Annotated in this window: 21 protein-coding genes; 2 read left to right on the top strand and 19 right to left on the bottom strand. The window is 68.6% G+C overall.

All coding sequences use genetic code 11. The features are described from left to right. Positions 1-94 precede the first annotated feature (94 nt). Positions 95-4,264 (bottom strand): PAS domain S-box protein, encoded by a 4,170-nt coding sequence (locus CMO28_RS18375; protein ID WP_296715728.1) that lies wholly within the window; start codon positions 4,262-4,264, stop codon positions 95-97. A gap of 238 nt (positions 4,265-4,502) precedes the next feature. On the opposite strand from CMO28_RS18375, the gene CMO28_RS18380 reads away from it, so the two are divergent. Continuing rightward, on the top strand, positions 4,503-5,693 hold the full coding sequence (locus tag CMO28_RS18380; protein WP_296715729.1) for an NAD(P)/FAD-dependent oxidoreductase: 1,191 nt from the start codon (positions 4,503-4,505) through the stop codon (positions 5,691-5,693). A gap of 10 nt (positions 5,694-5,703) precedes the next feature. On the opposite strand, the gene CMO28_RS18385 is transcribed toward CMO28_RS18380, so the two are convergent. From CMO28_RS18385 to CMO28_RS18395, 3 genes are all read right to left on the bottom strand, one after another. Then, positions 5,704-6,879, bottom strand: coding sequence for a GGDEF domain-containing protein (locus CMO28_RS18385; RefSeq protein ID WP_296715730.1), 1,176 nt, complete (start codon positions 6,877-6,879; stop codon positions 5,704-5,706). A gap of 132 nt (positions 6,880-7,011) precedes the next feature. After that, on the bottom strand, positions 7,012-7,785 hold the full coding sequence (locus CMO28_RS18390; protein WP_296715731.1) for a sulfite exporter TauE/SafE family protein: 774 nt from the start codon (positions 7,783-7,785) through the stop codon (positions 7,012-7,014). Between the two features lie 131 nt (positions 7,786-7,916). Continuing rightward, on the bottom strand, positions 7,917-9,143 hold the full coding sequence (locus tag CMO28_RS18395) for an NAD(P)/FAD-dependent oxidoreductase (RefSeq protein WP_296715732.1): 1,227 nt from the start codon (positions 9,141-9,143) through the stop codon (positions 7,917-7,919). A 181-nt stretch (positions 9,144-9,324) separates the two neighbouring features. On the opposite strand from CMO28_RS18395, the gene CMO28_RS18400 reads away from it, so the two are divergent. After that, positions 9,325-9,990: a TetR/AcrR family transcriptional regulator gene (locus CMO28_RS18400; RefSeq protein WP_231889416.1), complete on the top strand. Its 666-nt coding sequence runs from the start codon at positions 9,325-9,327 to the stop codon at positions 9,988-9,990. Here CMO28_RS18400 and dmpG read toward each other — a convergent pair. The 15 genes from dmpG to CMO28_RS18475 form a co-directional block, all read right to left on the bottom strand. Continuing rightward, positions 9,981-11,039: a 4-hydroxy-2-oxovalerate aldolase gene (dmpG, locus tag CMO28_RS18405; RefSeq protein ID WP_296715733.1), complete on the bottom strand. Its 1,059-nt coding sequence runs from the start codon at positions 11,037-11,039 to the stop codon at positions 9,981-9,983. The genes CMO28_RS18400 and dmpG overlap by 10 nt on opposite strands. 3 nt (positions 11,040-11,042) lie before the next feature. Then, on the bottom strand, positions 11,043-11,981 hold the full coding sequence (locus tag CMO28_RS18410) for an acetaldehyde dehydrogenase (acetylating) (RefSeq protein WP_296715734.1): 939 nt from the start codon (positions 11,979-11,981) through the stop codon (positions 11,043-11,045). A gap of 5 nt (positions 11,982-11,986) precedes the next feature. After that, positions 11,987-12,769: a 2-keto-4-pentenoate hydratase gene (locus CMO28_RS18415; RefSeq protein WP_416370976.1), complete on the bottom strand. Its 783-nt coding sequence runs from the start codon at positions 12,767-12,769 to the stop codon at positions 11,987-11,989. A gap of 5 nt (positions 12,770-12,774) precedes the next feature. Beyond that, the gene (locus CMO28_RS18420; RefSeq protein ID WP_296715736.1) at positions 12,775-13,797 is read right to left on the bottom strand and encodes an NAD(P)H-dependent flavin oxidoreductase; all 1,023 of its coding nucleotides are present in this window, start codon (positions 13,795-13,797) and stop codon (positions 12,775-12,777) included. Between the two features lie 29 nt (positions 13,798-13,826). Further along, on the bottom strand, positions 13,827-14,639 hold the full coding sequence (gene hcaB / locus CMO28_RS18425; protein WP_296715737.1) for a 3-(cis-5,6-dihydroxycyclohexa-1,3-dien-1-yl)propanoate dehydrogenase: 813 nt from the start codon (positions 14,637-14,639) through the stop codon (positions 13,827-13,829). Positions 14,640-14,672: 33 nt separating this feature from the next. Then, complete coding sequence (locus CMO28_RS18430; protein ID WP_296715738.1) at positions 14,673-15,215, bottom strand: 3-phenylpropionate/cinnamic acid dioxygenase subunit beta; 543 nt, start codon at positions 15,213-15,215, stop codon at positions 14,673-14,675. Positions 15,216-15,226: 11 nt separating this feature from the next. Beyond that, positions 15,227-16,615: an aromatic ring-hydroxylating oxygenase subunit alpha gene (locus CMO28_RS18435; RefSeq protein WP_296715739.1), complete on the bottom strand. Its 1,389-nt coding sequence runs from the start codon at positions 16,613-16,615 to the stop codon at positions 15,227-15,229. Between the two features lie 76 nt (positions 16,616-16,691). Beyond that, complete coding sequence (locus tag CMO28_RS18440) at positions 16,692-17,015, bottom strand: Rieske (2Fe-2S) protein (protein ID WP_014752877.1); 324 nt, start codon at positions 17,013-17,015, stop codon at positions 16,692-16,694. A 13-nt stretch (positions 17,016-17,028) separates the two neighbouring features. Then, the gene (locus CMO28_RS18445) at positions 17,029-17,856 is read right to left on the bottom strand and encodes a protocatechuate 3,4-dioxygenase (RefSeq protein ID WP_296715740.1); all 828 of its coding nucleotides are present in this window, start codon (positions 17,854-17,856) and stop codon (positions 17,029-17,031) included. Next, positions 17,853-18,152 (bottom strand): hypothetical protein, encoded by a 300-nt coding sequence (locus CMO28_RS18450; protein WP_296715741.1) that lies wholly within the window; start codon positions 18,150-18,152, stop codon positions 17,853-17,855. The genes CMO28_RS18445 and CMO28_RS18450 overlap by 4 nt, the downstream gene beginning before the upstream one ends. Positions 18,153-18,177: 25 nt before the next feature. Continuing rightward, the gene (locus tag CMO28_RS18455; protein ID WP_296715742.1) at positions 18,178-19,020 is read right to left on the bottom strand and encodes an alpha/beta fold hydrolase; all 843 of its coding nucleotides are present in this window, start codon (positions 19,018-19,020) and stop codon (positions 18,178-18,180) included. 81 nt (positions 19,021-19,101) lie between these two features. Beyond that, entirely contained in the window at positions 19,102-20,391 is a 1,290-nt protein-coding gene (locus tag CMO28_RS18460; protein ID WP_062764211.1) for a TRAP transporter large permease, read from the bottom strand. Continuing rightward, on the bottom strand, positions 20,388-20,903 hold the full coding sequence (locus CMO28_RS18465; RefSeq protein ID WP_296715743.1) for a TRAP transporter small permease: 516 nt from the start codon (positions 20,901-20,903) through the stop codon (positions 20,388-20,390). Before CMO28_RS18465 ends, CMO28_RS18460 begins: the two co-directional genes overlap by 4 nt. A gap of 4 nt (positions 20,904-20,907) precedes the next feature. Then, positions 20,908-21,957, bottom strand: coding sequence for a TRAP transporter substrate-binding protein (locus CMO28_RS18470; protein ID WP_296715744.1), 1,050 nt, complete (start codon positions 21,955-21,957; stop codon positions 20,908-20,910). Positions 21,958-22,209: 252 nt separating this feature from the next. Beyond that, the gene (locus CMO28_RS18475; RefSeq protein ID WP_296715745.1) at positions 22,210-23,781 is read right to left on the bottom strand and encodes a class I adenylate-forming enzyme family protein; all 1,572 of its coding nucleotides are present in this window, start codon (positions 23,779-23,781) and stop codon (positions 22,210-22,212) included. Positions 23,782-23,924 lie beyond the last annotated feature (143 nt).

Below are 23,924 nucleotides of genomic sequence, written 5' to 3' on the forward strand. Positions count from 1 at the left end.
ACATCACCATAGATAGAATGTAAAGACCGCATGATTATTCAGGAGGTGAGTGCGCTTGTCCAGGTTGACAGGTTACGACCTGGAAATATGGCTGTCAGGCCGCCGACCGCGGCGAGCCGAAGCGGCTGCGGATGGCCTCGATGGCGGCCGGGCCGACATCCAGGATTTCGCCGGCCACTTCGACCGCCTGATCCAGGTCGCCGGCGCGGGCCGCGACCTGCAGGCGGCGGCCGGCGTCCGACAGCTGCATCAGCCCGCAATTGCCCGCCGTGGAGATGATGTCGTGGCCGCTGCGGCGCAGGCGGTCGATGTCGCGGGCGGTGCGGGCGGCACGGACCTCGTCGAGCTGGGCGACGCCGGCGGTGACGAAGCTCTGCACCAGATCTTCGAACTTCTCCACCGGCAGCACGGCCGCCACCTGGTCGAGGGCGGTTTCGTCCAGAACCGGCACGGCCGGGGCCGGGGTGGGCCGGGATGGGGCGGGCCCGGATGGGGCGGCATCCGCCGCCGGCCGGCCGCCGCACCACTTGGCGACCACCGCCAGCAGGTCGTCGACCTGGAAAGGCTTGGCCAGATAATCGTTCATGCCGGCCGCCAGATATTCTTCGCGCATGCCCGCCATGGCGTTGGCGGTCAACGCCACGATCGGTACCGGCGGCAGGCAGGCGGCGGCCTCGGCGGCGCGGATGCGTCGGGTGGCCTCGATACCGTCGACCACGGGCATCTGGATGTCCATCAGCACGGCATCGAAACTGCCATCGGCGAGCCGCAGCTCCACCCCTTCGCCGGTTTCGGCCGTCTCGACCGTATAGCCCTGGCGTTCCAGCATCACGGTCGCCACGGTGCGGTTGGTGGCATTGTCTTCAACCAGCAGCAGGCGCCGGCCATGGCCCGGGCCCTCGGCCGGCACCGGGTTGCCGCGATGGGCGGCTGCGGCCTCGGGGTCGAGCAGGCGGTGCATCAGCTCGGCCAGCTCGCGCCGGCGGACCGGCTTGGACACGACCCCGTCATAGAGTTCTTCATCCGGCACCGGCGCACCGCAGGTGGCCGCGATCACCCGAACCCCCGCCAGATCCGGATCCAGCCGCACCCAGCGTGCCAGCCGCGCCGCGCTGAGCCCGGTCAGGTTCAGGCCGCTGACCACCAGATCGATCGGGCGTTCACCGGCGACGCTCATCTCCAGAATGATCAGCGCCTCGCCGGCAGAGCCGACCTCCACGCAGTCCATACCCAGCGCCTCGATCTGCCCGGCGATCATGCGGCGGGGGACCTCTACCGCATCGACCACCAGCGCGCGCCGGCCGGCCAGCACCGGCATGGATGGGCTCGTGCGTGCCGCATCGGGCACACGCTCCAGCCCGATCTCGACCGTGAACACCGAGCCTTCGCCCTCGCGGCTGACGACATCGATCGTGCCGCCCATCAGCGCGGTCAGGTCGCGGCAGATCGCAAGGCCCAGCCCCGTGCCGCCGAAGCGGCGGGTGACGGAGGCATCGGCCTGAGAGAAGGGCCGGAACAGCTGGTCCAGATGATCGGCCGCGATGCCGACGCCGGTGTCTTCCACCCGGAAGCGCAGGCGCCCGCGCCCATCCGGATCGACCTCCCTATGGGCCACGGCCGAGACCTCGATCGACACATGGCCGGCGGTGGTGAACTTGACCGCATTGCCGGCCAGATTGACCAGGATCTGCCGGATCCGGGTGGGATCGCCGATCCAGCTGCCCACCGCCGAGGGGTCGACCACGCCGGCCAGATCGATCCGCCGATCGCGTGCGCGGGGGGCCAGGATCGCGATCACACCATCGACCAGATCCTCCAGATCGAAGGGCAGGCGCTCCAGCTCCATCCGGCCGGCTTCGAGCTTGGAGACGTCGAGGATGTCGTCGATCAGCCCCAGCAGGCTGTCGGCGCTGTCGCGCGCGACCTCGGCATACCGCCGCTGATCGGCATCGAGCGGGGTGCCGAGCAGGATCTGCAGCATGCCGGTGACACCGTTCATCGGTGTGCGGATCTCGTGGCTCATATTGGCGAGGAAGGCCGATTTGGCCGCGTTGGCGGCATCCGCCTCTTCCCGCGCGCGGCGCAGCTCGGACATGGAGCGGTTGCGTTCGGTCATGTCGGCGATCGCGGCCACATACATCGGGCCGTCGCCGGTGTCGAAGGCCCCGATCGAGACCTCGACCGGCACCGGGGTGCCGTCGGACCTGAGAGCGATTGCCTGGTGGATCGCGCCGCAGCCATCGGCGATCGAGCCGCCGCATTCGCCATCGGCGGCCTCCAGCCCCTCGGGCCGCGGCACCAGATGGCAGAAATTGTCACCCACCGCCTCGGCCGCACGGCGGTCGAACAGGCGCTCGCCGGCCGCGTTCATCATCATCACCTGCCCGTCGCCGTCCAGCACGACGATGCCGACGCCCACGGTGCCGATCAGCGCCTGCAACCGCGCCTCGCTTTCGCGCAGCCGGGCCTCGCGGATCCGCGCCTCGGTGACGTCGGCCGCGGTGATCACGCAGCCATCGCCCAGCCGGACGGTCTGGATCATCACCCAGATGTCGCGGCCGGCGCGATGGACCAGCTGATGGAAGCGCTCGGGGCGGCCGGTTTCGACCACGCTGCGGGCACGGCGGAAGATCTCTTCCTCGCCGGGCAGCAGGCTGCCCCGCAGGGAGTTGCCGATCACCTTTTCGGCACGCACCCCCGACAGCGCCTCGCCGGCTGCATTGATCATGCTGAGGCGCAGATCGGTCAGCCGCCCCGCCGCGTCGCGCTCGGTCACGTAGACGAAGACGGCGTTCAGCGAGGCGTCCAGAACGCCGGCGACGGTGGCATAGGCCTGCTCGATCTCGCGGCGCGCCGCCACATCGTCGGTGACGTCGCGCCCCGAGCCGCGATAGCCCAGGAAGCGGCCATCCGCCCCGAAGATCGGGTCGCCGCTGATCTCGATGGTGCGCATCTCGCCCTCGCCGCCGGCGACACGATAGGCGACGCGGCGGAAGGGCTGGCGGCGGGCGGCCACGGCATCATAGATCGCAAGTCCCGGATCATCCGGATCGGCCGCCAGCTCCCGCCGGCTCCGGCCGATGGCATGGTCGGCATCGAAGCCCAGACGCTCGATCCCGCCCGAGATTTCGGTGAACCGGCCATCGGCATCGGTCTGCCAGTACCAGTCGGCCGACAATTCGGTGATGGCGCGAAAGCGCGCCTCGCGCTCGCGAAGTTCCGCGGTGCGGATGGCGACCAGCCGCTCCAACTCGTCGGCGGCGGCCAGCCGGCGGGCATCGTCGCGCAGCCGCCGGTCCACCCGGTTCAGGATCAGATAGGCGAGCAGGGCCGCAATGACGGCCAGCCCCAGATGGCTGGCCCCCACCCACCAGGGCGACAACAGGTTCAGGCGGGCGATGAAGGCCGGGCCGGGGGTGACGTCGACGCGCCAGTGGCGGCCGTAGAAGGTGACGGGCCGGTAGACGCGCTGGCCCTTGAGGTCGGCCGAGCCGGTCAGCTGCAGGATCGCGCCGCCGGGATGGTCGGTGACGTCCGAGATGGTGACCATCAGCGTGTCGTCGCGCGACAACCCCAGGCTGAGCACGCGGTCCACCGCCAGCGACATGATCACCAGGGCATCGGCGGGTCCGTGCATGGCGCTGCGCACCGGCAGGGCCATGACCATGCCGGTCATCTCGCTGGCCGGGCCCGAGGGGCGCAGGATCAACGGCGCACTGAGGATGGCGGTGTCGGTGGTGAGGGCCAGTGCCGCCGCCTCGCGGATGGCGGGGTTGGTAACCAGATCCAGCCCGGTGGCCAGACCTTCGGCACCGGCCGGATGGGCATATTCGACGATCAGATGCTCCCCCGCACGGCCGGGCGCAATCGGCTGAACGCGAAAATCCTCGCGCCCCTCGCGCCGTTCCCGGGCCTGATAGGCGGCGAGGTCGGCGGCATCCACCCGCCGGACGAAGCCGAGCGCCAGGGCACCCGGCAGGTCGCGGCGAAAATCGATCGCCTCGGCGAACCGCCGGAAGCGGTCCTCGTCGAAGCTGCGCGTGCCCCCCGCCATCATGGCGCCGCGGGCGCCATGCAGGGTGTGCTCGATGATCTGCAGCCGGTCGCCGATGGTCTGGGCAGCCTCTGCAGCGGCCCGGTTCAGCTCCCGCGTGGTCTGGTACCGGTTCTCGTCGCGCTGAAGGTACCAGGCGTTGCCCGCGGCCAGAAGCCCGGCCAGCAGCACAAGCGCCGGCACGATGCGGACATAGGCGGGCCTGAGCATCCGCAGGCGGTGCCCCCCAGCTCCATCTCCGAACCAAGACCGACGCGCCATGCCGATGCCCCGCTCCTCTCGACCGCCTCCGCACTGCCGCCACAGGCAGGCAGGCGTGTGTCTCGGGTTTGTAACCGATGAGCGGTTAAGAAATTCTCAGGAACCGGCGTGTTTTCTGCAGGGCGCCTCTTCAGCCGGCGCAAGCCTCGTGATAGAGCAGGGCCGGAGTTCTGAGGTGGTGGCCGGCATGAAGACGCGATATCGGGATGTGGTGATCATCGGCGCCGGTGCCGCCGGCATGATGTGTGCGGCCGAAGCCGGCCGGCGCGGCCGGCGGGGGCTGGTTGTCGACCATGCGCAGACCCCGGGCGAGAAGATCCGCATCTCGGGCGGCGGGCGCTGCAACTTTACCAATCTGAACACGGCGCCGCGCAACTTCCTGTCGCAGAACCCGCGGTTCTGCATCTCGGCGCTGTCGCGCTATAGCTGCCAGGATTTCATCGCCCTGGTCCGCCGCCACGGCATCGGCTTCCACGAAAAGACCCTGGGCCAGCTGTTCTGCGACCAGAGCGCGCAGCAGATCATCACCATGCTGACCGACGAGATGGCGGCCGGCGGGGCGGAACTCACCCTCTCGACCGGGGTGGAGACGGTGGAGGCGGCAGCCGATGGCGGTTTCCGGCTGCGGACCGGCAATGAGATGATCCACTGCGCCTCGCTCGTGATCGCTTCGGGCGGGTTGTCGATCCCCAAGATCGGCGCCACCGGCTTCGGCTACGACATCGCCCGGCAGTTCGGGCTGAAGGTGACCGAAACCCGGCCCGCGCTGGTGCCGCTCACATTCGGGCCCGAGGATCTGGCCCGGGTCAAGCCGCTTGCCGGGGTGGCGGTGGATGCGCGGGTGGCATGCGACGGCACCGGCTTCGACGAGGCGCTGCTCTTCACCCATCGCGGCCTCAGCGGTCCGGCCATTCTGCAGATCTCGTCCTTCTGGCGCGACGGGCGCGATATCGTGGTCGACATGGCACCGGGCGTCGACGTCTTCGACCTGCTGCGCCAGGCGCGCAGCGACAGCGGCCGTCAGGCGCCGGTCACGGTGCTCTCCCGCCTGCTGCCGCGCCGGCTGGCGCAGCGCATCGCCGAGGATCACGGGGTGGAGACCGCCCGGCTGGCGGATCTGGGCGACAGGCGCCTGAGAACGCTCGCCGATGCGGTGGGCGCCTGGCGGATCCGCCCGGCCGGCACCGAAGGCTATCGCACCGCCGAGGTGACGCTGGGCGGGATCGACACCCGCGAACTGGACCAGAAGACCATGATGGCCCGCAAACTGCCCGGCCTGCACTTCATCGGCGAGGTGGTCGACGTCACCGGCTGGCTGGGCGGCTATAATTTCCAATGGGCCTGGTCGTCGGGCTGGGCGGCGGGGCAGGTGGTGTAAGCCCCTGCCTTCAGGCCTCCACCAGTTCCTCCACCCGATTGCGCCCGCCGTTTTTGGCCGCATAAAGCGCGCGGTCGGCGCGTTCCAGGGCGGGGGTGAGGTCGGTGTCGTCGGCCGCGGGGAAGGCCAGGCCGATGCTGACGGTGATCGCAAGCCGTTCGCCCCCCACCAGGAAGCTGCCGTTTTCAACCGCGCGGCGAAGCCGGTCGGCGACGCCGCGGGCGGCATCGGGGTCGGCATGGCGCAGCAGGATCACGAATTCCTCGCCGCCGATGCGGGCGAGCAGGCTGTCTTCGGCCGGGCAGACATCGCGGATCAGATGGGCGAAGGTGGCCAGCACCAGATCGCCGCCGGCATGGCCATGGGCATCGTTGATCCGCTTGAACCGGTCCAGATCTGCGATCATCACCGCCAGCGGCCGGTTGCGGGTCAGCCAGCGGCGGGCGCCGTCCTGCAGGCCGCGGCGGTTGAACAGCCCGGTGAGCGGATCGATCCGTGCATCGCGCGCCAGATCGGCCCGGGCGCGTTCCCAGAGCATGCCGGCCGTGGCGATACAGGAAATCACCCCCAGCAGATTGTCGACCACCGAGACGATCACGACCGAGGCGGCCTCGGCGTCGCTCTCGGACCCGCCTCCCCACCAGGTGACGAGGGCGGAGACAAGGAAGCTGAGGCAGTAGAGGGCCACGCAGGCGGCCACCACCGTGCGCGACACCGGCCAGCTTCCGGGCAGCGCCGGATCGCGGCCGATGCCGCGCACGAGCACATGGGTGTCCAGGGCGTAGAGCACCGCCAGCAGCAGCAGGGTGACGGACACCACCGAAGTCGGCGGCCAGCCGAGCGTCATGCCGACGGCATAGTGCAGACCGGGGGCCACCCCGGCGACCAGCGCCGGCCCCCACCAGACCGGCCGGATCCGGTCGAAATAGCGGGTCCCCAGCCAGAAACAGGCGGGCGAAAGCCCGCAGAGCACGAACACCGCCCCGCCCTCCAGGGCCGGGGGATACCTGGCCGAAGACAGGAACATCATGCCGAGAAGCCCGAGGGTCAGAAGCACATAACCGACGGCCCAGAGCGCCAGCTCGGGCAGGCGACGATCGGCCAGCCAGAACAGGCTGAACACGATGGCGCCCGAGGCGTTGATGAACATGCTGCTCGCCAACAGGGTGTCGGGATCGAGGGGCATGACGGCCTCACCAGCGCCGGTTGTGGGGGTGTGGTCGCAGAGACACGGCAGAACATGCCGGTCTTCGGCTTATATCCCGCCCCGGGCAGCGAGGCCAGTGCGTTTCGCGACACTCCCGGCGGTTTCCCGATATCACAGGATCTCGCGCAACAGGGTTACCACGGCGGCACCGACCAGCACCACCAGCGCCGCCGGGCGATAATGGCGGGCATCGGCCCGGCGAAAGCCCGCCGCCCCGATCGCGCTGCCGCCGACCACCAGCGGCAGGGCGGCCGCCGACATCACCAGTTCCGGCCAGCCGATCAGCCCGGCGAACCAGGCGCTGGCGCAGCCGGTGACGGCGGTGAAGAAGAAGAACACCATCAGCGTCGCACGGATGATCCGCGGGTCGCGCTCCGCCGCCAGCATATAGGCGACCACCGGCGGGCCCGGCATGGCGGCAAGCCCGGTGAACAGCCCGGCGACCAGGCCCACGCCCAGCCGGGTGATGCGGGCGTGCAGCAGCCCGCCCTCGCCTGCGCCTTCGGCCCGGGGCGGGCGCCAGGCGGCGGCGGCCCCCAGCAGAACGATGCAGGCGATCACGATCCGGGTGATGTCGCCCGGCAGCGCCACCAGCGCCCAGGTGCCGAGCGGGGTGGCGACGGCAAGACCCAGGGTCAGCCAGCCCACCAGCCGCCAGTCCACCGCCCGCCGCTCGCGCACCGCATCGGCACTGCCGATCACCAGCTGGGTGAGCATCACCACCGGCACGATCATCGCCGGCGGCAACACCAGCCCCGCAAGCGGCACCGCGGCAAGCGCGAAGCCGAAACCGGTGAAGCCACGCAGCAGCCCGGCCACGAAGATGGCGAGGCCGGCGCCGGCGAGGTCGGCGGGGGAGAGGCTGAAGAGCAGGTCTTCAGCCATGGGGTCGCGAGGCAGGGCGCAGCGAGGCGGAGGAAGCAAGCACGGCGGATCGTCCCGGAAAGTGAGACGGCATCATCCGCCCTGTTGCCCCGCGCGGCAAGCCCTGCCCGCCCCTCAGGTCTCCCCGCACCTCACGCCGCCCGGAACACCGCATCCTTCAGCGGCACCGCCGGATCGGCGGCGCGGGGGCGGTCGATAACGAGGCCGGTGCCGATCAGGCGGCGGGCCATGGCGATGTCGCGGGGGGCGTTGAGGGCGATGACGGCGCAGAGGCGTTCGGCCGGATCCAGCCAGAGCAGGCTGCCACGGCCGGTCTCGGGGCTGCCGCGGCGGATGGGCTGCACCGCCATGTCGGGCAGGCTCAGGATCTGGAGGTTGAGGTCGTACTGGTCCGACCAGAACCAGGGGGTTTCGCCGGGCGGCACGGGCAGGTTCAGGATCGCGCGTGCCGCCGCCTCGGCCTGGAGATTGGCCATCTGCCAGCTTTCCAGCCGGGCGGCCGTGCCGAGGGCGGGGTGCGGGGTGCGGGCGACGTCGCCGATGGCGAAGATCGCCGGATCGTCGGTACGGCCGGCCGGATCGGTCAGGATGCCGTCGGCGGTGGCGAGGCCGGCGGCGCGGGCCAGATCGTCCTCGACCGTCAGACCGACCGCGACCACCGCCATATCGGCGGCCAGAACCGCGCCCGAGGCCAGATGCGCCGAGACGCCGCCATCGGCCGGGGTCAGCGAGACCGGGGCGTCGCCAAGGCGCAGATCCACCCCGCGGCGGGTGTGGAGATCGGCCAGGATGGCCGAAACCACGGGCGGCAGTACCCGGCCGCAGAGCCGGGGGCCCGCCTCGACCAGGGTGACGTCGAGCCCCGATTTGCGGGCGCTGGCCGCGACCTCCAGCCCCAGCCATCCGCCGCCGATCACGAGCAGGGAGCGGGACCGGGCCATGCGCGCACGGATGCCTTCGGCATCGGCGGCGGTGCGGATCGCGAAGATGTCGCGGCCGTCGGGGGCGAGCCCCGGCAGCGCGCGGGCGCGGCCGCCGGTGGCCAGGATCAGGGTTCCGTATGGCAGAACGTCGCCGGCATCGGTGGTGACCGTCTGCGCCGCCCGGTCGATGGCGGTGACGGTGGTGCCGAGGCGCAGCGTGATCGCCTGTTCGGCCGCGACCGCTTCGGACAGCACGACCAGCCGGTCGAAGGGGGTCTCGCCCAGCAGCAGGCCCTTGGAGAGGGCCGGGCGTTCATAGGGCGGCAGGGGTTCACGGCCGATCAGGGTGATGGGGCCGGTCGCGCCATGGCGCCTGAGGGCCAATGCCGCGGCCCCACCGGCCTGGCCGCCGCCGATGATCACGATCTGGCTCATCTTCATCTGCCTTTCAATTGGTCACGAGCGCGCGCGGGCGCCCGCTTTTGACCCTTGGCCTACTTTTGACCCCTGGCCCGCTTTTGCCCCATGGACACGGCAAGACCCTGGGGTATTGTGGCGGCTTGTTGCAGTGCAAGGGGGGCTGCCCCCGTTGCGGAACCACCGGATATCCCGAGACATGGCCGAGACCAGCGAGACCGCCCCGCCCGAAAAGCGCCGCCGCGCCCCCACGAAGCGTGTCAAGGACCGGCCTTTGACCGAGGCTGACTGGGTTGAGGCCGCGATCGACATCCTGGTCGACGAGAATGTCCGCGGCATTCAGCTGCACAAACTCTGCGACCGGCTGGGCGTCACCAAGGGCAGCTTCTACTGGCACTTCAAGAAGCGCAGCGACCTGCTGGCCGCCATGCTGAACACCTGGCGCAGCCGGATGACGCTGAACGTCATCCGCAGCGTCACCCGGGCGGGACCGGGCGGCATGGAACGGCTCCGCCACCTGCTTGCCCTGCCCCGCCGCCCGAAATCCCAGGCCTTCGCCGCGATCGAGACCAGCATCCGCGACTGGGCGCGGCGGGTGGAAATGCCGCGCAAGGCGATCTGGGAGGTGGACCAGATCCGCATGAGCTTTTTCGAGCAGATCTTTCGCGATCACGGCTTCGACGAGACCGAGGCGCGCAAGCGGTCCTATATCGCCTATTGCGCGATGATGGGCGACAGCGTGCTGCACAAGACGCTGGGCGACCAGGTGGCGGAGCAGGACTATATCGACAAGGTCATGGAGCTGCTGACGGCCCCCGCGGCGACGACACCGGACGGCGCCACCAGCAGCCCATCTCAGCCCTGAGGCGCCTCGCGCGCCAGATCCAGCGCCACGTCGACGATCATGTCTTCCTGGCCGCCGACCATGCGGCGCCGGCCAAGCTCGGTCAGGATGCGGCGGACGTCGACGCCATAGGTGGCGGATGCCGTCTCGGCATGGCGCAGGAAGCTGGAATAGACCCCGGCATAGCCGAGGCTCAGCGTCTCGCGATCCACCCGGACCGGCCGGTCCTGAAGCGGGCGGACCAGATCGTCGGCGGCATCCATCAGCGCATAGAGATCGCAGCCATGCGCCCAGCCATAACGGTCGGCGGTGGCGATGAACACCTCCAGCGGCGCGTTGCCGGCCCCCGCCCCCTGCCCCGCCAGCGAGGCATCGACGCGGATCGCGCCGCATTCGACCGCGACCACCGAATTGGCGACGCCGAGCGACAGGTTGTGATGGGCGTGGATGCCGATCTGGGTTTCGGGCGCCAGGACCTGACGGAAGGCACGCACCCGGTCGGCGACGCCGGCCATCGTCAGGGCCCCGCCCGAATCGACCACATAGACGCAATGGGCGCCGTAGTCTTCCATCAGCTTCGCCTGGGCCGCCAGCTTCTCGGGCGGGTTCATATGGCTCATCATCAGGAAGCCCGAGACGTCCATGCCCAGCTTGCGGGCATGGGCGATGTGCTGCTTCGCGATGTCGGCCTCGGTGCAATGGGTGGCGACCCGGACCGAGCGCACGCCGGCGGCAAAGGCCCGCTCCAGATCATGAATGGTGCCGATGCCGGGCAGCAGCAGGGTGGTAAGCTTCGCGTGGGTGATCACCGAAGCCGCCGCCTCGATCCAGTCCAGATCGGTGGTGCGGCCGAAGCCGTAATTGAAGGACGAGCCGGCGAGCCCGTCGCCATGGGCGATCTCGATCGCATCGACGCCGGCCCGGTCGAGCGCGGCGGCGATCGCCGTCACCTGATCCAGCGTGTACTGGTGACGGATGGCATGCATGCCGTCGCGGAGCGTGACGTCCTGGACGTAGAGGCGCAAGGGCTCGGTGGTCGCCGTGCTGTCGGTCGCAATGATGTCGGTCATGGGTCAGGCTGCCTTCTCGCGCCGCAGGTCGACCAGGCGTTCGGCGGTTTTCAGCGCCGCCGAGGTCATGATGTCGAGATTGCCGGCATAGGCCGGCAGATAATGGCCGGCGCCCTCGACCTCGAGGAAGACGCTGACCTTGAGGCCGGTGGCCGCCTCGGCAACGCCGGGGATGCGGAGCGGGGCGTTGTCGCCGATCACCTCGAACTGCACCGCCTGCTTCAGCCGATAGCCGGGGACATAGGCCTGAACCTCGGCCACCATCTTCTCGATCGCCGCGCGGACCGCCTCGCGGTCCTGGGTCTGCGCCAGGCAATAGACCGTGTCGCGCATGATCAGCGGCGGCTCGGCCGGGTTCAGCACGATGATCGCCTTGCCGGCACCGGCACCGCCGACCTCGCGGATGGCACGCGAGGTGGTCTCGGTGAATTCGTCGATATTGGCACGGGTGCCGGGGCCGGCCGAGCGCGAGGAAATCGAGGCCACGATCTCGGCATAGGTCACCGGTGCAACGCTCGCCACCGCCGCCACGATCGGGATGGTGGCCTGGCCGCCGCAGGTGACCATGTTGACATTGGGGGCATCGCGCATGGCATCCAGATTGACCGGCGGCACCACATAGGGGCCGATGGCGGCCGGGGTGAGGTCGATCACCTGCTTGCCGTCGGCCTGAAGCAGCCGGTCGTGCCGGGCATGGGCGCCGGCCGAGGTGGCGTCGAAAACGATGCCGATCTCAGGATAGACCGGCAGGGCCTGCAGCCCCTCGATGCCGTCATGGGTGGTGGCGACGCCGAGCCGTGCGGCCCGCTTCAGCCCGTCGCTCTCGGGGTCGATGCCGACCATGGCCGCCATCTCCAGCGTCTTCGACATGCGCATGATCTTGATCATCAGATCGGTGCCGATATTGCCCGAGCCGATGATGGCGCATTTGACCTTGGTCATGGGTATCAGTCTCCGAACACGAAGGAAAGCGGCGCGAAGCCCTGGATCTCGACGGTGCAAACGTCGCCCGCGGCCACCGGCACCATGGGGCCCAGGGCGCCCGAGAGCACGATGTCGCCCGCCTCCAGCGGCCGGCCGAGTTCCGCCATGCGCCGGGCCAGCCAGAGCGTGGCGTTCAGCGGATGGCCGAGACAGGCGGCGCCGACACCGATCGAGGCCGGACGGCCGTTCAGGCTCAGCACCATGCCGCCCAGGCGCAGATCGACATCGCCGATCCGGCGGGGTTCGGTGCCGAGCGCGAAGCCCCCGCCCGAGGCATTGTCGGCGACGGTGTCGGCGAGGCGGATGTTCCAGGCGGCAATGGCGCTGTCGACGATTTCGACCGCGGCATAGGCGCAATCGATCGCCCCGGTCAGCCGGGTGAGCGAGATCTGCGGATCATCGATCCGCCGGCCGATCACGAAGGCGATTTCGGCCTCCACCTTGGGCTGCATGAAACGGCGGAGCGGTACGACATCGCCTTCGCCGAAGGCGTAATCGGCCCAGATCGTGCCGAAATCGGGCTCGCCCACGCCCAGCTGATCCTGCACGGCCTTCGACGTCAGGCCGATCTTGGCGCCGACCGGGCGGCGGCCGGCCTCGATCCAGCGGGCGGTGTTCAGCGCCTGCACGGCATAGGCGGCCTCGACATCGGTGATGCCATGGGTCTCGCGCACCGGCGGGATCTGGGTCAGGCTCTCGCGCGCGGCGAAGATCGCCGCGGCCGCAGCCTGGATATCGGGGGTGATCTGGGTCATTCTGCGGCTTCCGCTGCGGCCTGCCAGCCATTGCGGCGGGCGAAGGCGGTATGGGTGGTGCGTTCGGCCCGGAAGGCCGCGAGATATTCGGCGACCAGCCGGTCGGCCAGCTCGCGCACGGGGGTGACGCGATCGGCCGCCCCCACGCCCTGGCCGGCGCTCCAGACGTATTTCCAGGCCTTCACGCCCGAATGCATGTCGCCCGAGAAATCGATCCTGGCCTCGGCCTTCATGGCATCGAGCGGGATGCCGGCCTTTTCGATCGAGGCCCGCATCCAGTTGCCGAGCGCGCCGGTGATGGCGCGCGACGCCACCAGATCCTCCATCCGGCTGTCGACCACCATGGCGCGGTAGTCGTCGGAGACCAGGCTTTCGGGGGTGGCGATGAAGCGGGTGCCCATATAGGCGAAATCGGCGCCGAGCAGTTCCACGGCGCGAACGCTGCGGCCATGGCTGATCGCACCGCCGACCACGATCGGCCCGTCGAAGAAGCTGCGCACCTCGTCGATGAAGGCGAGCATGGCATATTCGCCGGTATGGCCGCCGGCACCGGAACAGACCAGCACCAGCCCGTCGGCGCCCTTGTCGACCGCCTTGCGGGCGAAGCGCGCCGAATTGACGTCGGCGAAGACCAGGCCGCCATAGCCGTGCACCGCATCGGTCACCCGATGCGGGCCGCCGAGCGCGGTGATCACGATGCCGGGGCGGAACTCCTGCACCAGCGCGATCTCGTCGTCGAAACGGCCATAGCTCTGATGGGTGATCATGTTGAAGGCCCAGGGCGCCGGCCGCTCCCCGGCGGCACGCGCGGCATCCAGCCGGGTGGCGATGTCGGTGAACCAGGCCCGCAGATCGTCGATCGTCCGGCCATTGGGCCCGGGCAGCGAGCCCATCAGCCCGGCCCGGCAGGCCTCCACCACAAGATCGGGCCCCGAGACCAGGAACATCGGCGCCACGATCACCGGCAGGCGCAGCTGGTCTTTCAGCGATGCAACCTGGCTTGCCACGTCATTGGTCATTCTTTATCTCCGGTTGCAGATGGCGCGGGTCAGCCGCGCTTGCGCCGGCCGCCGCCGCGCACCTCCAGCCCGCCATCGGAGGGCAGGATCACCGCGGTCATGAAGCGCGAGGCGCTGCGGCTGGCGAGCAGGACATAGGCATCGGCATGGTCTTCGGGCTCGGACAGGAAGCCCAGCGGCACGGTCTTGGCCACCATGCGGTCGAAGCCCTCGATCGCATCCAGACGCGTGGCCTCCGCCCCGGCCGAGGCGAGACCGCCAAGCCCGGTGCGGGTGCCGCCGGGGGCGACGGCATTGACCCGGATCTCGGGCGCCAGCTCGAAGGCGAGCTGGCGCACCGTGCCGACCAGCGCATGTTTCGAGGTGACGTAGAGCACCCCGCCGCCGCCGGCATAGAAGGACGAGGAGGACAGCGTGAAGACGATCGACCCGCGCGTGGCCCGAAGCGGTTCCAGCGCCGCCCGCGCGGCCAGCAGATAGCCTTTGACGTTGACGGCGATCAACTCGTCGAAACGCGCGGCGATTTCGGGCCCGGTCTGGTCTTCGAACGGCACCGAGAAATCGTAGACGCCGGCATTGGGCACCAGCACGTCCAGCCTGCCGAAGCGCTCGACGACCGTGGTTACCGCGCGGAGATTGTCGTCCCAGGACCGGACATCGCCGATCACCGGGGCCACCCGGTCGCCATGCGCGCGGACCAGATCCTCGGCATCAGCCGCAGAGCGCACAAGCACGCCGACTTGCGCACCCTCGGCCACGAAACGGTCGACCACCGCCCGGCCGATGCCCTTGCCGCCGCCGGTGACCAGCGCCGCCTCGCCTTCCAGGGCCCTGCCCGTCATCACGCCGTCCTCCCAAAGTTTGGATAAGGTCTGTCAGAAGAAGGTGTTGAGGTTCTTGGACAGCAGGATGTTCTGCACGATCAGGATCCGCCGTTCGGCGATGGTGATCCGCCCGTCCTCCAGCTTCAGCAGGTCTTCGCGGCGACCATGGATGACGTCCTGGTCCTTTTCGTTGCGATTGCGCACGTTCTCGAAGCACGAGAAAGCCCGCACCAGACCGGGGGTGCCGGTCTCGATCGCCTCGATGTTGGTCACGATGTGCAGATGCCGCGTCGCCGGGTTGTCGGCCCAGGCCGAGGGCTGTTCATAGCGGGCGACGCGGACCCTGAGCATGGCGAAATCATCGTCGAAATAGGACATCTCGCCATCGGTCCAGGGCCCGCGCTGATCGCCGCGTTTGCGGGTCTCCATCGCCGGCATCCAATAGCGGATGCCGGGGTCGAGCAGGGTCAGCCAGTCGGCATAGGCCTCGCGGTCGAGCAGCCGTGCCTCGCGGTAATAGAAGCGCTCGATGCGGCGGAGCAGCTCGTCGGCGACGGGGGTTTCGTCCAGCATGGGAACGGTTTGCACGGTCATCCTCGCCTCCCTCACTCGGCCGCCTGGGGCAGCGGTTTGGCCGGCGGCGCGGTCTCGGCGCGCTGCAGATCGCCCCAGCTGTCGAAGCGCATGAATTCGGCCCAGCGCTTGTAGAACTGGCGCTGATTGGCGTCGTTGAGCGAGCCGTGATGGATATGGCCGGGCAGGCTTGACTCGGCCCAGCCGCTGTCCTGGCCCAGGCCGTAATGCAGCTTCTGATGCCGGGTCACCCAGCCCTGATTGGCCTTGGTGCAGTATTCCCAGTTCTCGCCATCATCCATTTCGAACACGCCGCCCGGCGAGAAGGTGATCATGGTGCCCTTGCGGTAAAGCTCTTTGATCCGCTCGGGCATGTTCCTGTTCACCAGCGTCCAGGTGTAGAGGTCGATCCGGTCCGGCCCCTTGGGATGCCAGACGCGGAAGGTCGCCTGGCCGGGCAGGAACGAGAAATTGGGGAAGACGGTGCAGGACGACACGGCCCCCACCATCCGCGCCCTGACCTCGCCCAGCCGCGCCTTGACCGCCTCGTAGCGGCCCAGCACATAGTCGTTCAGCTCGGGAAAGCCCAGCGTGCGGGTGTTGCCGACCTTGTCGAGATTGGTCTCGATGCCATGGCCGTAGACGCTGGCCTGGAAGGCGCGTTCGTCATAGCGCGAGCCCAGATCGACGGCCCCGCCCAGGATCGCCTCGGCACCCGATTGATGGGTCCAGAAGGCATGCAGGATGTCGCCGACGAAGTTCTCGGCCGGGAACTTCCAGTTGCACTCGACGGTGGACTTGACGCAGCCGCCGATGAATTCGGTGCCGCCCTCGTCATTGTCGAGCATGACGTCGAGATACCAGGTGAACGGCCCGAAATAGTCTTCAAGCGACGGCGCCTCGGGATCGAAGGTGCCGAAGACCAGGCCCTTGTAGCTCGCGACCTGGGCGACCGGGGTCAGGCCGATCTCGGATTTCTGAAAGCCGGGATCCTTGTCATAGACCTTGCCGTCGGTGCCGTTCAGCCGGCCGTCGATGCCGAAGGACCAGCCGTGATAATTGCAGATGAAGCCGCGGGCCTTTTTGCCGCTGTCCACCATGCACACCCGGTTGCCGCGATGCGGGCAGGAATTCAGATAGGCGCCGATGCGGCCATTGCGCTGGCGGACGACGATGACGTCGTCCTCGCCCATATAGGTGCGCACGAAATCGCCGGGATTGGGGATCTGGCTTTCATGGGCCAGGAACAGCCAGGCCCGGCCGAAAATCTGCCGAAGCTCGGCTTCATAGATCGCGCGGTCGATGAAGACCCGGCGATCGACCTGGGCGCGGCTGTCGTCGACCAGATCGGCGAAATCGGGATAGCTGCCGGCCTTGGGGTAGACCGGCTGCATGTCGGGGCGCGCCTTGGCGTCGCACATGACTTGTTCCTCCGAAGGGCGGACCGGATGGGAGAGCTTGTGTTTTTTGTGGCGCAGGCGCGCGTTTCGGGACCGTTCAGCCGAGGCTGGCGAAAACCGCGCCGTCGCGCAGTTCGGCCGCATAGGCGCGGAGCTTTCCGCAGCCCGCCGGGGCGTTGTGGACACTGCCGTCGGCCAGGTCGAATTCGGCGAAATGGACAGGGCAGACCACCCGGCCATCCTCTACCCAGCCCTTCGACAGCGATTCCTCGGCATGCGGGCAGGTGTCATCGAAGACATGGACCACGCCGTCGACCAGGGTGGCGGCCAGCGGCTTGCGGCCGTCGATCTCGATCTTCAGCACTTCGCCTTCGGCAAGATCGGCCGCATCGCAAAGACGGATCAGGGTGGTATCGGTCATGGGGGGCGTCTCCTCAGGCGGCGGCGAGTTCGGCGAAGCCGAGGCCGGTGATCCAGCCGGGGACCGGCAGATAGTCGATCACCCGGGCCTGGCTGCCGCCGACCGCGCCCATGGCGCAGATGAAGGTGCGGATTTCCATGGCGCCATTGCCGCCCTGTTCCAGGATGGTGGCGTCGTCGAGCGCGATCAGCGCCTCGGCATCGCCGCGGGCGACGCAATCCAGCACCATCCGGTCGAAATCGGGGTTGATGCGGCCCATCTCGGCGGTGCCGACCCAGTGCGAAATACCGCCCGAGCCGATCACCACCACCCGCTCGTCACCGGCATGGCTTGCCACCGCCCGGCCGATCTGGCGGCCCAGATCGAAGGCGCGGCGCTTGTGGATATAGGGGTCGACGCCGCAGGCCAGCATCACCGGCACGGTCTTCACCCCGGCATTGGGGGCGATCAACAGCTGGTGCGGGATGGCGATCGAATGATCGACCTGCATCGACCGGCCGACCGTCCAGTCGAAGCCCTCGGCGAAGCCCTGTTCGGCGATGTGGCGGGCGAGATCGCTATGGTTCTCGATCGGGCCGCGCTTCAGCCCGGGCAGCTGGTCGATCGGGCCGTCGACCTCGCCGGTCGCGATCACGTATTGCGGCAGGCAATCCGTGCCGAACAGGATGTAATGGTCGCAGCCGATGATGATGGCGGTGGTGGCCTGAAGCTCGCCGATCCGGCGAGCGATCGCAGCATAGGCGCCATAGACCGCGGCCGCCTCGGCCTCGCTCGCAGCCTTGGGGGCGGCATACATCACGGGGTCGTGGGGGACGACGAAACCGCCGACGATCCGGCTCATGACGGGGCTCCTTCGGTCGGGGTGGCGCCGTGCTGGTTCTGCACGGCGTGGCCCTGCATGGCGCGAATATAGTCGGGGTTGCACCGGCCGGCCTGGAGCCAGAAGCCCCAGGTCAGCATGGTGTTGACGCCGAGATCGGCCAGCGCGCGGACGTCGTAGTCGCGCACCAGCGCCTTTTCCTCGGCGCTCAACCGATAGCGGGCGAGGTATTTTTCGGCATCGGCGGCAAAGGCCTCGCGGTTCTGCCGGCTGGTCGACAGGTCGTAGAGCAGCTTTTCGAGCACGTCGCGGCTCATGGGCATGGCCCTCCTTCACGCCGGATCAGTCGCGGGCCATGAATTCGGTGACGAGATCCAGGAAACGGGCCTCGCGCTCGATCTGCACCCAGTGGCCGCACTGGCCGAAGGAATGCAGCTCCGAATTCGGCACCGAGCGGTGCATGTCGAGCGCGCGTTCGAACGGCACCACCCGGTCTTCGCGGCCATGCAGGATCAGCGCGCGGTGCGGCAGGGTGGCCAGCGCCTTGAGCGGAATGCCGCGCACGGTGGGCCGCTCATCGCCCGCAGGCGCCGGCATCAGCTTGCGGAAGGCTTCGAGCGCACCCGGCTGGGTGGCGGCCTCGAACCGGCGCTGGATCAGCTCGTCGGTGATGATGCTGTCGTCATGGGGGAAGAAGCTGACCGCATGGCGCATGCCCTCGATCGTGCCGTCGAACTCCAGCTGGGCGCGCAGGCCGTCGGTCATCGGGAATTCGCCGCAGGGGGTGCCGAGCAGCACCAGGCGGTCGATGCGGGTCGGATGCGACAGCGCGGTCGCAAGGCCCAGCGCGCCGCCGAAGGAATTGCCGACCACGCCGACCTTCTCCAGGCCCAGCGCATCCAGGATGCCGATGAAATGCGCGACCCAGAGCTTGATGTCATAGCGCGCATCGGGCTTGAGTTCGGTCATGCCGAAGCCGGCGATATCGGGGGCGACGACATGGAAATTGCGCGCCAGTTCGGGGATCACTTTCGACCAGTTGGCCGCGGCCGAAACGCCGGCGCCGGACCCATGGAGCAGCACCACCGGGCGGCCCTGGCCGGCCTCGTGCAGATTGGTGCGATGATCATGGGCCTGGATGGTGCGGGTGACGACCTGGATGGTGGCAGGGGCCTGGGCATTCATCGGTGCGGTTCCTTTTCAGTACCTTAAGGTATGGAAGAGACGCAACCCCATGGTCGGGGGCATGACAAGGGGCAGGATCGGCTAGCGCATCAGCTGCGGCAGGGCCAGCGACAGCCAGGGCACGAACAGGATGAGGGCGAGACGGACGACATCGGCGGCGATGAAAGGCATGACCCCGCGGAACACCGAGGCCAGCCGGACATCGGGCAGCACCGCGCGCAGCACGAAGACGTTGAGGCCGATCGGCGGGGTGATCAGGCTGATTTCGGTCACGACAACCACCACGATGCCGAACCAGATCAGGTCGTAGCCGAGGCTCGCGACCAGGGGATAGAACACCGGCACGGTCAACAGCATCATCGACATGCTTTCCAGCACGCAGCCCAGCACCAGATAAACGCCGATGATCGCCAGGATCACCACCAGCGGTGGCACGTCCATGGCCCCGATCCAGGCGACCAGCGCCTGAGGAACGCTTGCGACATTGATCAGATTGGCGAAGAGGAAGGCGCCGATCAGGATCGCGATCAGGGCGACGGTGGTGTGGGCGGCATCGGTCAGCGCATCGCGGACCATCGCCAGGCTGGCCCGGCCGCGGGCGGCGGTGATGAGCAGGGCGCCGACCGCGCCGATGCCGGCGCTTTCGGTGGGCGAGAAGAACCCGCCATAGATGCCGCCCATCACGATGACGAACAACAGACCCGTGGCCCAGACATCGCGCAGCGCCTTCAGCCGATCGCGCAGCGGCATCCGCTCCGCCGCAGGCCCGGCCTTGCGGTCGAGGGTGGTGACGGCGACGACCGCCGCCGCATAGAGCAGGATGCCGACCACACCCGGCAGAAGCCCGGCGATGAACAGCTGGCCGATATCGGTCTCGGTGAGGATGCCGTAGAAGACCAGCGCGATCGAGGGCGGGATCAGGATGCCCAGCGTGCCGCCGGCCGCGATCGAGCCCGAGGCCAGCGCATCGCTGTAGCCGTATTTCTTCATCGGCGGATAGGCGACCCGCGACATGGTGGCCGCGGTGGCGAGGCTTGAGCCGCAGACCGCCCCGAAGCCGCCGCAGGCGACGACGGTGGCGACCGCGAGCCCGCCGCGACGATGACCGACCAGGGCATGGCAGGCCCGGTAGAGTTCCTCGGCGATGCCCGAGCGGCTGATGAAGGCGCCCATCAGGATGAACAGCGGGATGACCGCGAATTCATAGGTGAGCACCGTCTCGGTGGCGATGATGCCGATCTGCGACAGCGCCGGGCCGATGCCCTGATAGACCGCGAGCCCGCCGATGCCGACCAGGCCGGTGGCGGCCGCAATCGGCGTGCGCAGCAGCAGCAGCGCGAACAGGATCAGGAAGGCGATGGTGACGATCATCCGACCTGCTCCGCTTTGCCGGCCCCGGGTGCGAGGCTACTGCCGGTAACGGTCAGCCAGCCGCGGGCGAGATGGCCGGCAAAGGCCAGCCACGCCAGCACCGCCAGCGCATAGAGCGGCACATGCTTCGCAACCGGCAGGAAGAGGAAGGTTTCGCCATAGGCCATGGAGGTGCCGGCCTGGCGGGTGATCCAGGCGGCGACCAGCCCCCAGAACAGCGCCTCCACCAGCCAGACCAGAGCGCCCCGAACCGCATCGAAACGCGGCCAGCGCCGATAGCGATCCTCCAGCAGGTCGATCGCGATATGGCCGCGATGCAGCTGGGTGGCGTAGAGCCCGGCATAGGTGGCAAGGCCCAGCAGCACGCCGATCATCTCGTAGGCGAAGCCCAGCGGCTCGTTGAACAGCACCCGGCCGGCGACGTCGACGAAGGTGACCAGGGCCATGAGCATCAGCGTGGCCATGGCGATCCGGTCGGTCAGGCCGCGCACCATGCGGATCAGGGCGGTCATGGCCTCAACTGCCCCCGCTGCGGGCCAGTTCGGCGCGGTAGAAGTTGAGCGCGCCGCCGCCGTCGATGCCGAGCTTCGCGGCCTGTTCCAGCCACGCCACCTCGGCCGGCTGGAAAGCGGCCTTCAACTCGGCAAGGAAGGCCGGGCTGGCATCGCGATAGGCATCGCCCAGTTCGGCCTTGATGGCCTCACGCGCGATCAGATCGTGTTTGTGCCAGAGGGCGCCCATCTTTTCCGACAGCGTCTCGCCCGACAGCTTCAGGATGGCGGCACGGTCGGCTTCCGAGATCTTCTCCCACTTCGCCTTGTTGACGATCACGAAGGCGGCGTTGGAATAAAGCCCGCCGGGAATGCGGGTGACATGCTTCACATACTGTTCGACCTTGAAACCGGTCACCAGCTCGTCGGAAATCGCGGTGCCGTCGATGATGCCGCGGGAGAGCATCTCGCGCAGTTCACCCAGCGATCCCGAAACCGGCACCGCGCCCACATCCTTCAGCACCCGGCCGACGGTGGGGGTGGGCACGCGGATCTTCTGCGCCTTGAGATCGGCCAGGCTTTCGACCGCGGTCTCACGCATATGGATGTTGCCGCCCGAGGTGACGTGCATCGCCAGCGTCACGACATCGCCCTGCATGCCGATCGGCGCGAAATAATTCTCCCAGAGCCGCCAGAAGGCGACCGAGCTTTTGCCGGCATCCTCGGTGATGAAGGGCAGTTCCACCATTTCGGTCAGCGGAAACACGCCGGGGGTGTAGCCGTGGGGGCCCCAGGCAAGATCGGCGACCCCGTCGACCACCGCCTGATAATTGCGGTTCGGCGGCGCGATCGGCTTGGCCGAGGGCTCCACCTTCACCCGGCCTTCGGTGGCCGCCTCGATTTCGGCGAACCAGGGATACAGACCCTCGGTCTGCGACCAATGGCCGGTCGGGAACCACTGGTTGTAGCGCAGCACCACCGGCTCGGCCATGGCCGCCGCGGTCATCGCGATCACGGCGCCGGCGGTGGCGAGACCAAGTCTGAGGCCGGCGCGTTTGAGACCCTGCATCTTCATGGACAGTCCCCCCTGTTGCTGATGCCCACAGTACTCTTTGGTATGTTGAGGGCAAAGTTCGGTGTGCCTGGTCTGGCAGCCTGTCGGCAGCGATCGTCACGCGGATGGAAAGGTGGATCCCCGCCTGCGCGGGGATGACGGCTTTTGCCGTCTGGACCGGAGGTCGACGTCATCGCCGCGACCACACGGGCTCCTTGAAAAAAAGCTTCGTCATTCCCGCGAAGGCGGGAATCCACCTTCATGCCGCACCGGTCAGGCCGCAGCCTCGGCCGCTTCCGCCGCCTGGCGGCGGAGCGCGATGCGGTCCAGCTTGCGGGCCGGGGTCAGCGGCAGATCCTCGATCAGGCGGATCTCGGCCGGGACCTTGTAGGCGACCAGCCGCGCCTTGCAATGCGCCACCAGCTCCGCCACGCCGGTCGGGGCATAGGGATCGACCACCACGAAGGCGATGATCCGTTCACCCGACCGCGCATCGGGCAGGCTGACCACGCCGACGCCCCGCACATCCGGATGCTGGTGGATGACCTCTTCCACCTCGCGCGGGAAGACGTTGAAGCCCTTGACCAGGATCACGTCCTTCTTGCGGTCGGTGATGGTCAGGAAGCCTTCGGCATCGACAAAGCCGATATCGCCGGTCAGCACCCAGCCGTCGCGGATGGTGGCTGCCGTCTCGTCCGGGCGGTTGCGGTATCCGGTCAGCGCGTGCGGCCCGCGCACGCAAACCTCGCCCGCCTCGCCCGTCGGCAGTTCCCGCGACCAGTCGTTCAGGTCGGCGATGCGGATGTCGACATCCGGCACCGGCTTGCCGACCGAGCCGGCCTTGCGGCCGAAACTGTCGGTATTGACCGCGATCGGCGCGATCTCGGTCATGCCATAGCCTTCGGCGATATCGACCCCGGTCCGGTCTTTCCAGCGCTTCAGCACCTCCACCGGGAAGGGCGCGCCGCCGCCGCCGCAGACCGCGAGCGAGGAGAGGTCGGCGGTTTCGAAATCCTGCGCCGCCATCAGCCCCTGATAGATCGCCGGCGGCCCGCCGCCGAAGACCGTCACGCGATGACGCGCGATCAGATCGACGACATGATCGGGCTGAAAACGATCGGGGATGACCAGGGTCGCCGCGGCATGGACGGGATTGCCAACCCCGAACAGCCAGCCATAGATGTGGAACATCGGCGCGACCGGCAGCCAGACCTCGCCCTGGGCGCGGGTCGGCCAGCCCCAGTCGATGCGCAGGATCGCATCCATCATCGCCCGATGGCTGTGGATGATGGCCTTGGAAATGCCGGTGGTGCCGCCGGTGAACATCAGCGCGGCCGGCGCCTCGGGGGATACGGCGCGTGGGGTCCAGCCAGGCCCGCGGGCGGCCAGAGCCTCAGGGGTAAAGTCGCCCTCGCCCAGCACCAGGACCTGATGGCCGAAGCGGGGCATCAGCGCGCGGGCGGCCTCCGCCGTCTCGGGCACCGTCAGCACCAGCGCCGGCTCGGCATCGGCGAACAGCGGCTCCAGCGCCGGCGCGGGATAGAGCGGGTTCAGCAGCACCGGCGTGGCGCCGGCATACAAGACTGCAAAGTATGCGATGTGATACTCGATCCCGTTCGGGATCAGCAGCACCACGCTGCGGCCACCAAAACCCGCTTCCTCGATCCAGCCTGCGAGTTCCGCCACCGCGCGGCCCTCGGCCGCATAATCCAGGCTGCGCCCGCGGTGGATGAGTGCCGTTGTTTCAGCATGTTGGGTGACGGCGTGGTCGAAGGCCGCCAGCACGGACCCGAAGGCCGGCCGGGGCTCGCCACGGCCGTGAACGACCGGAGCCTGCGACGTCATTTCGTCCTCCCTGCGTCGCTGTTCGTTGCACAAGGAAGTACCGTGACGCCGGCATCGAGTCAATACCTCTTGGTATGGAACCGCCAGCCTCTCACGAAACCCGCGCCCGCGCTTTGATCCAGATCAAAAATATCGCGGCCTGA

The sequence above is a fragment of the Tistrella sp. genome (assembly GCF_002684955.1).
GTDB lineage: Bacteria > Pseudomonadota > Alphaproteobacteria > Tistrellales > Tistrellaceae > Tistrella > Tistrella mobilis.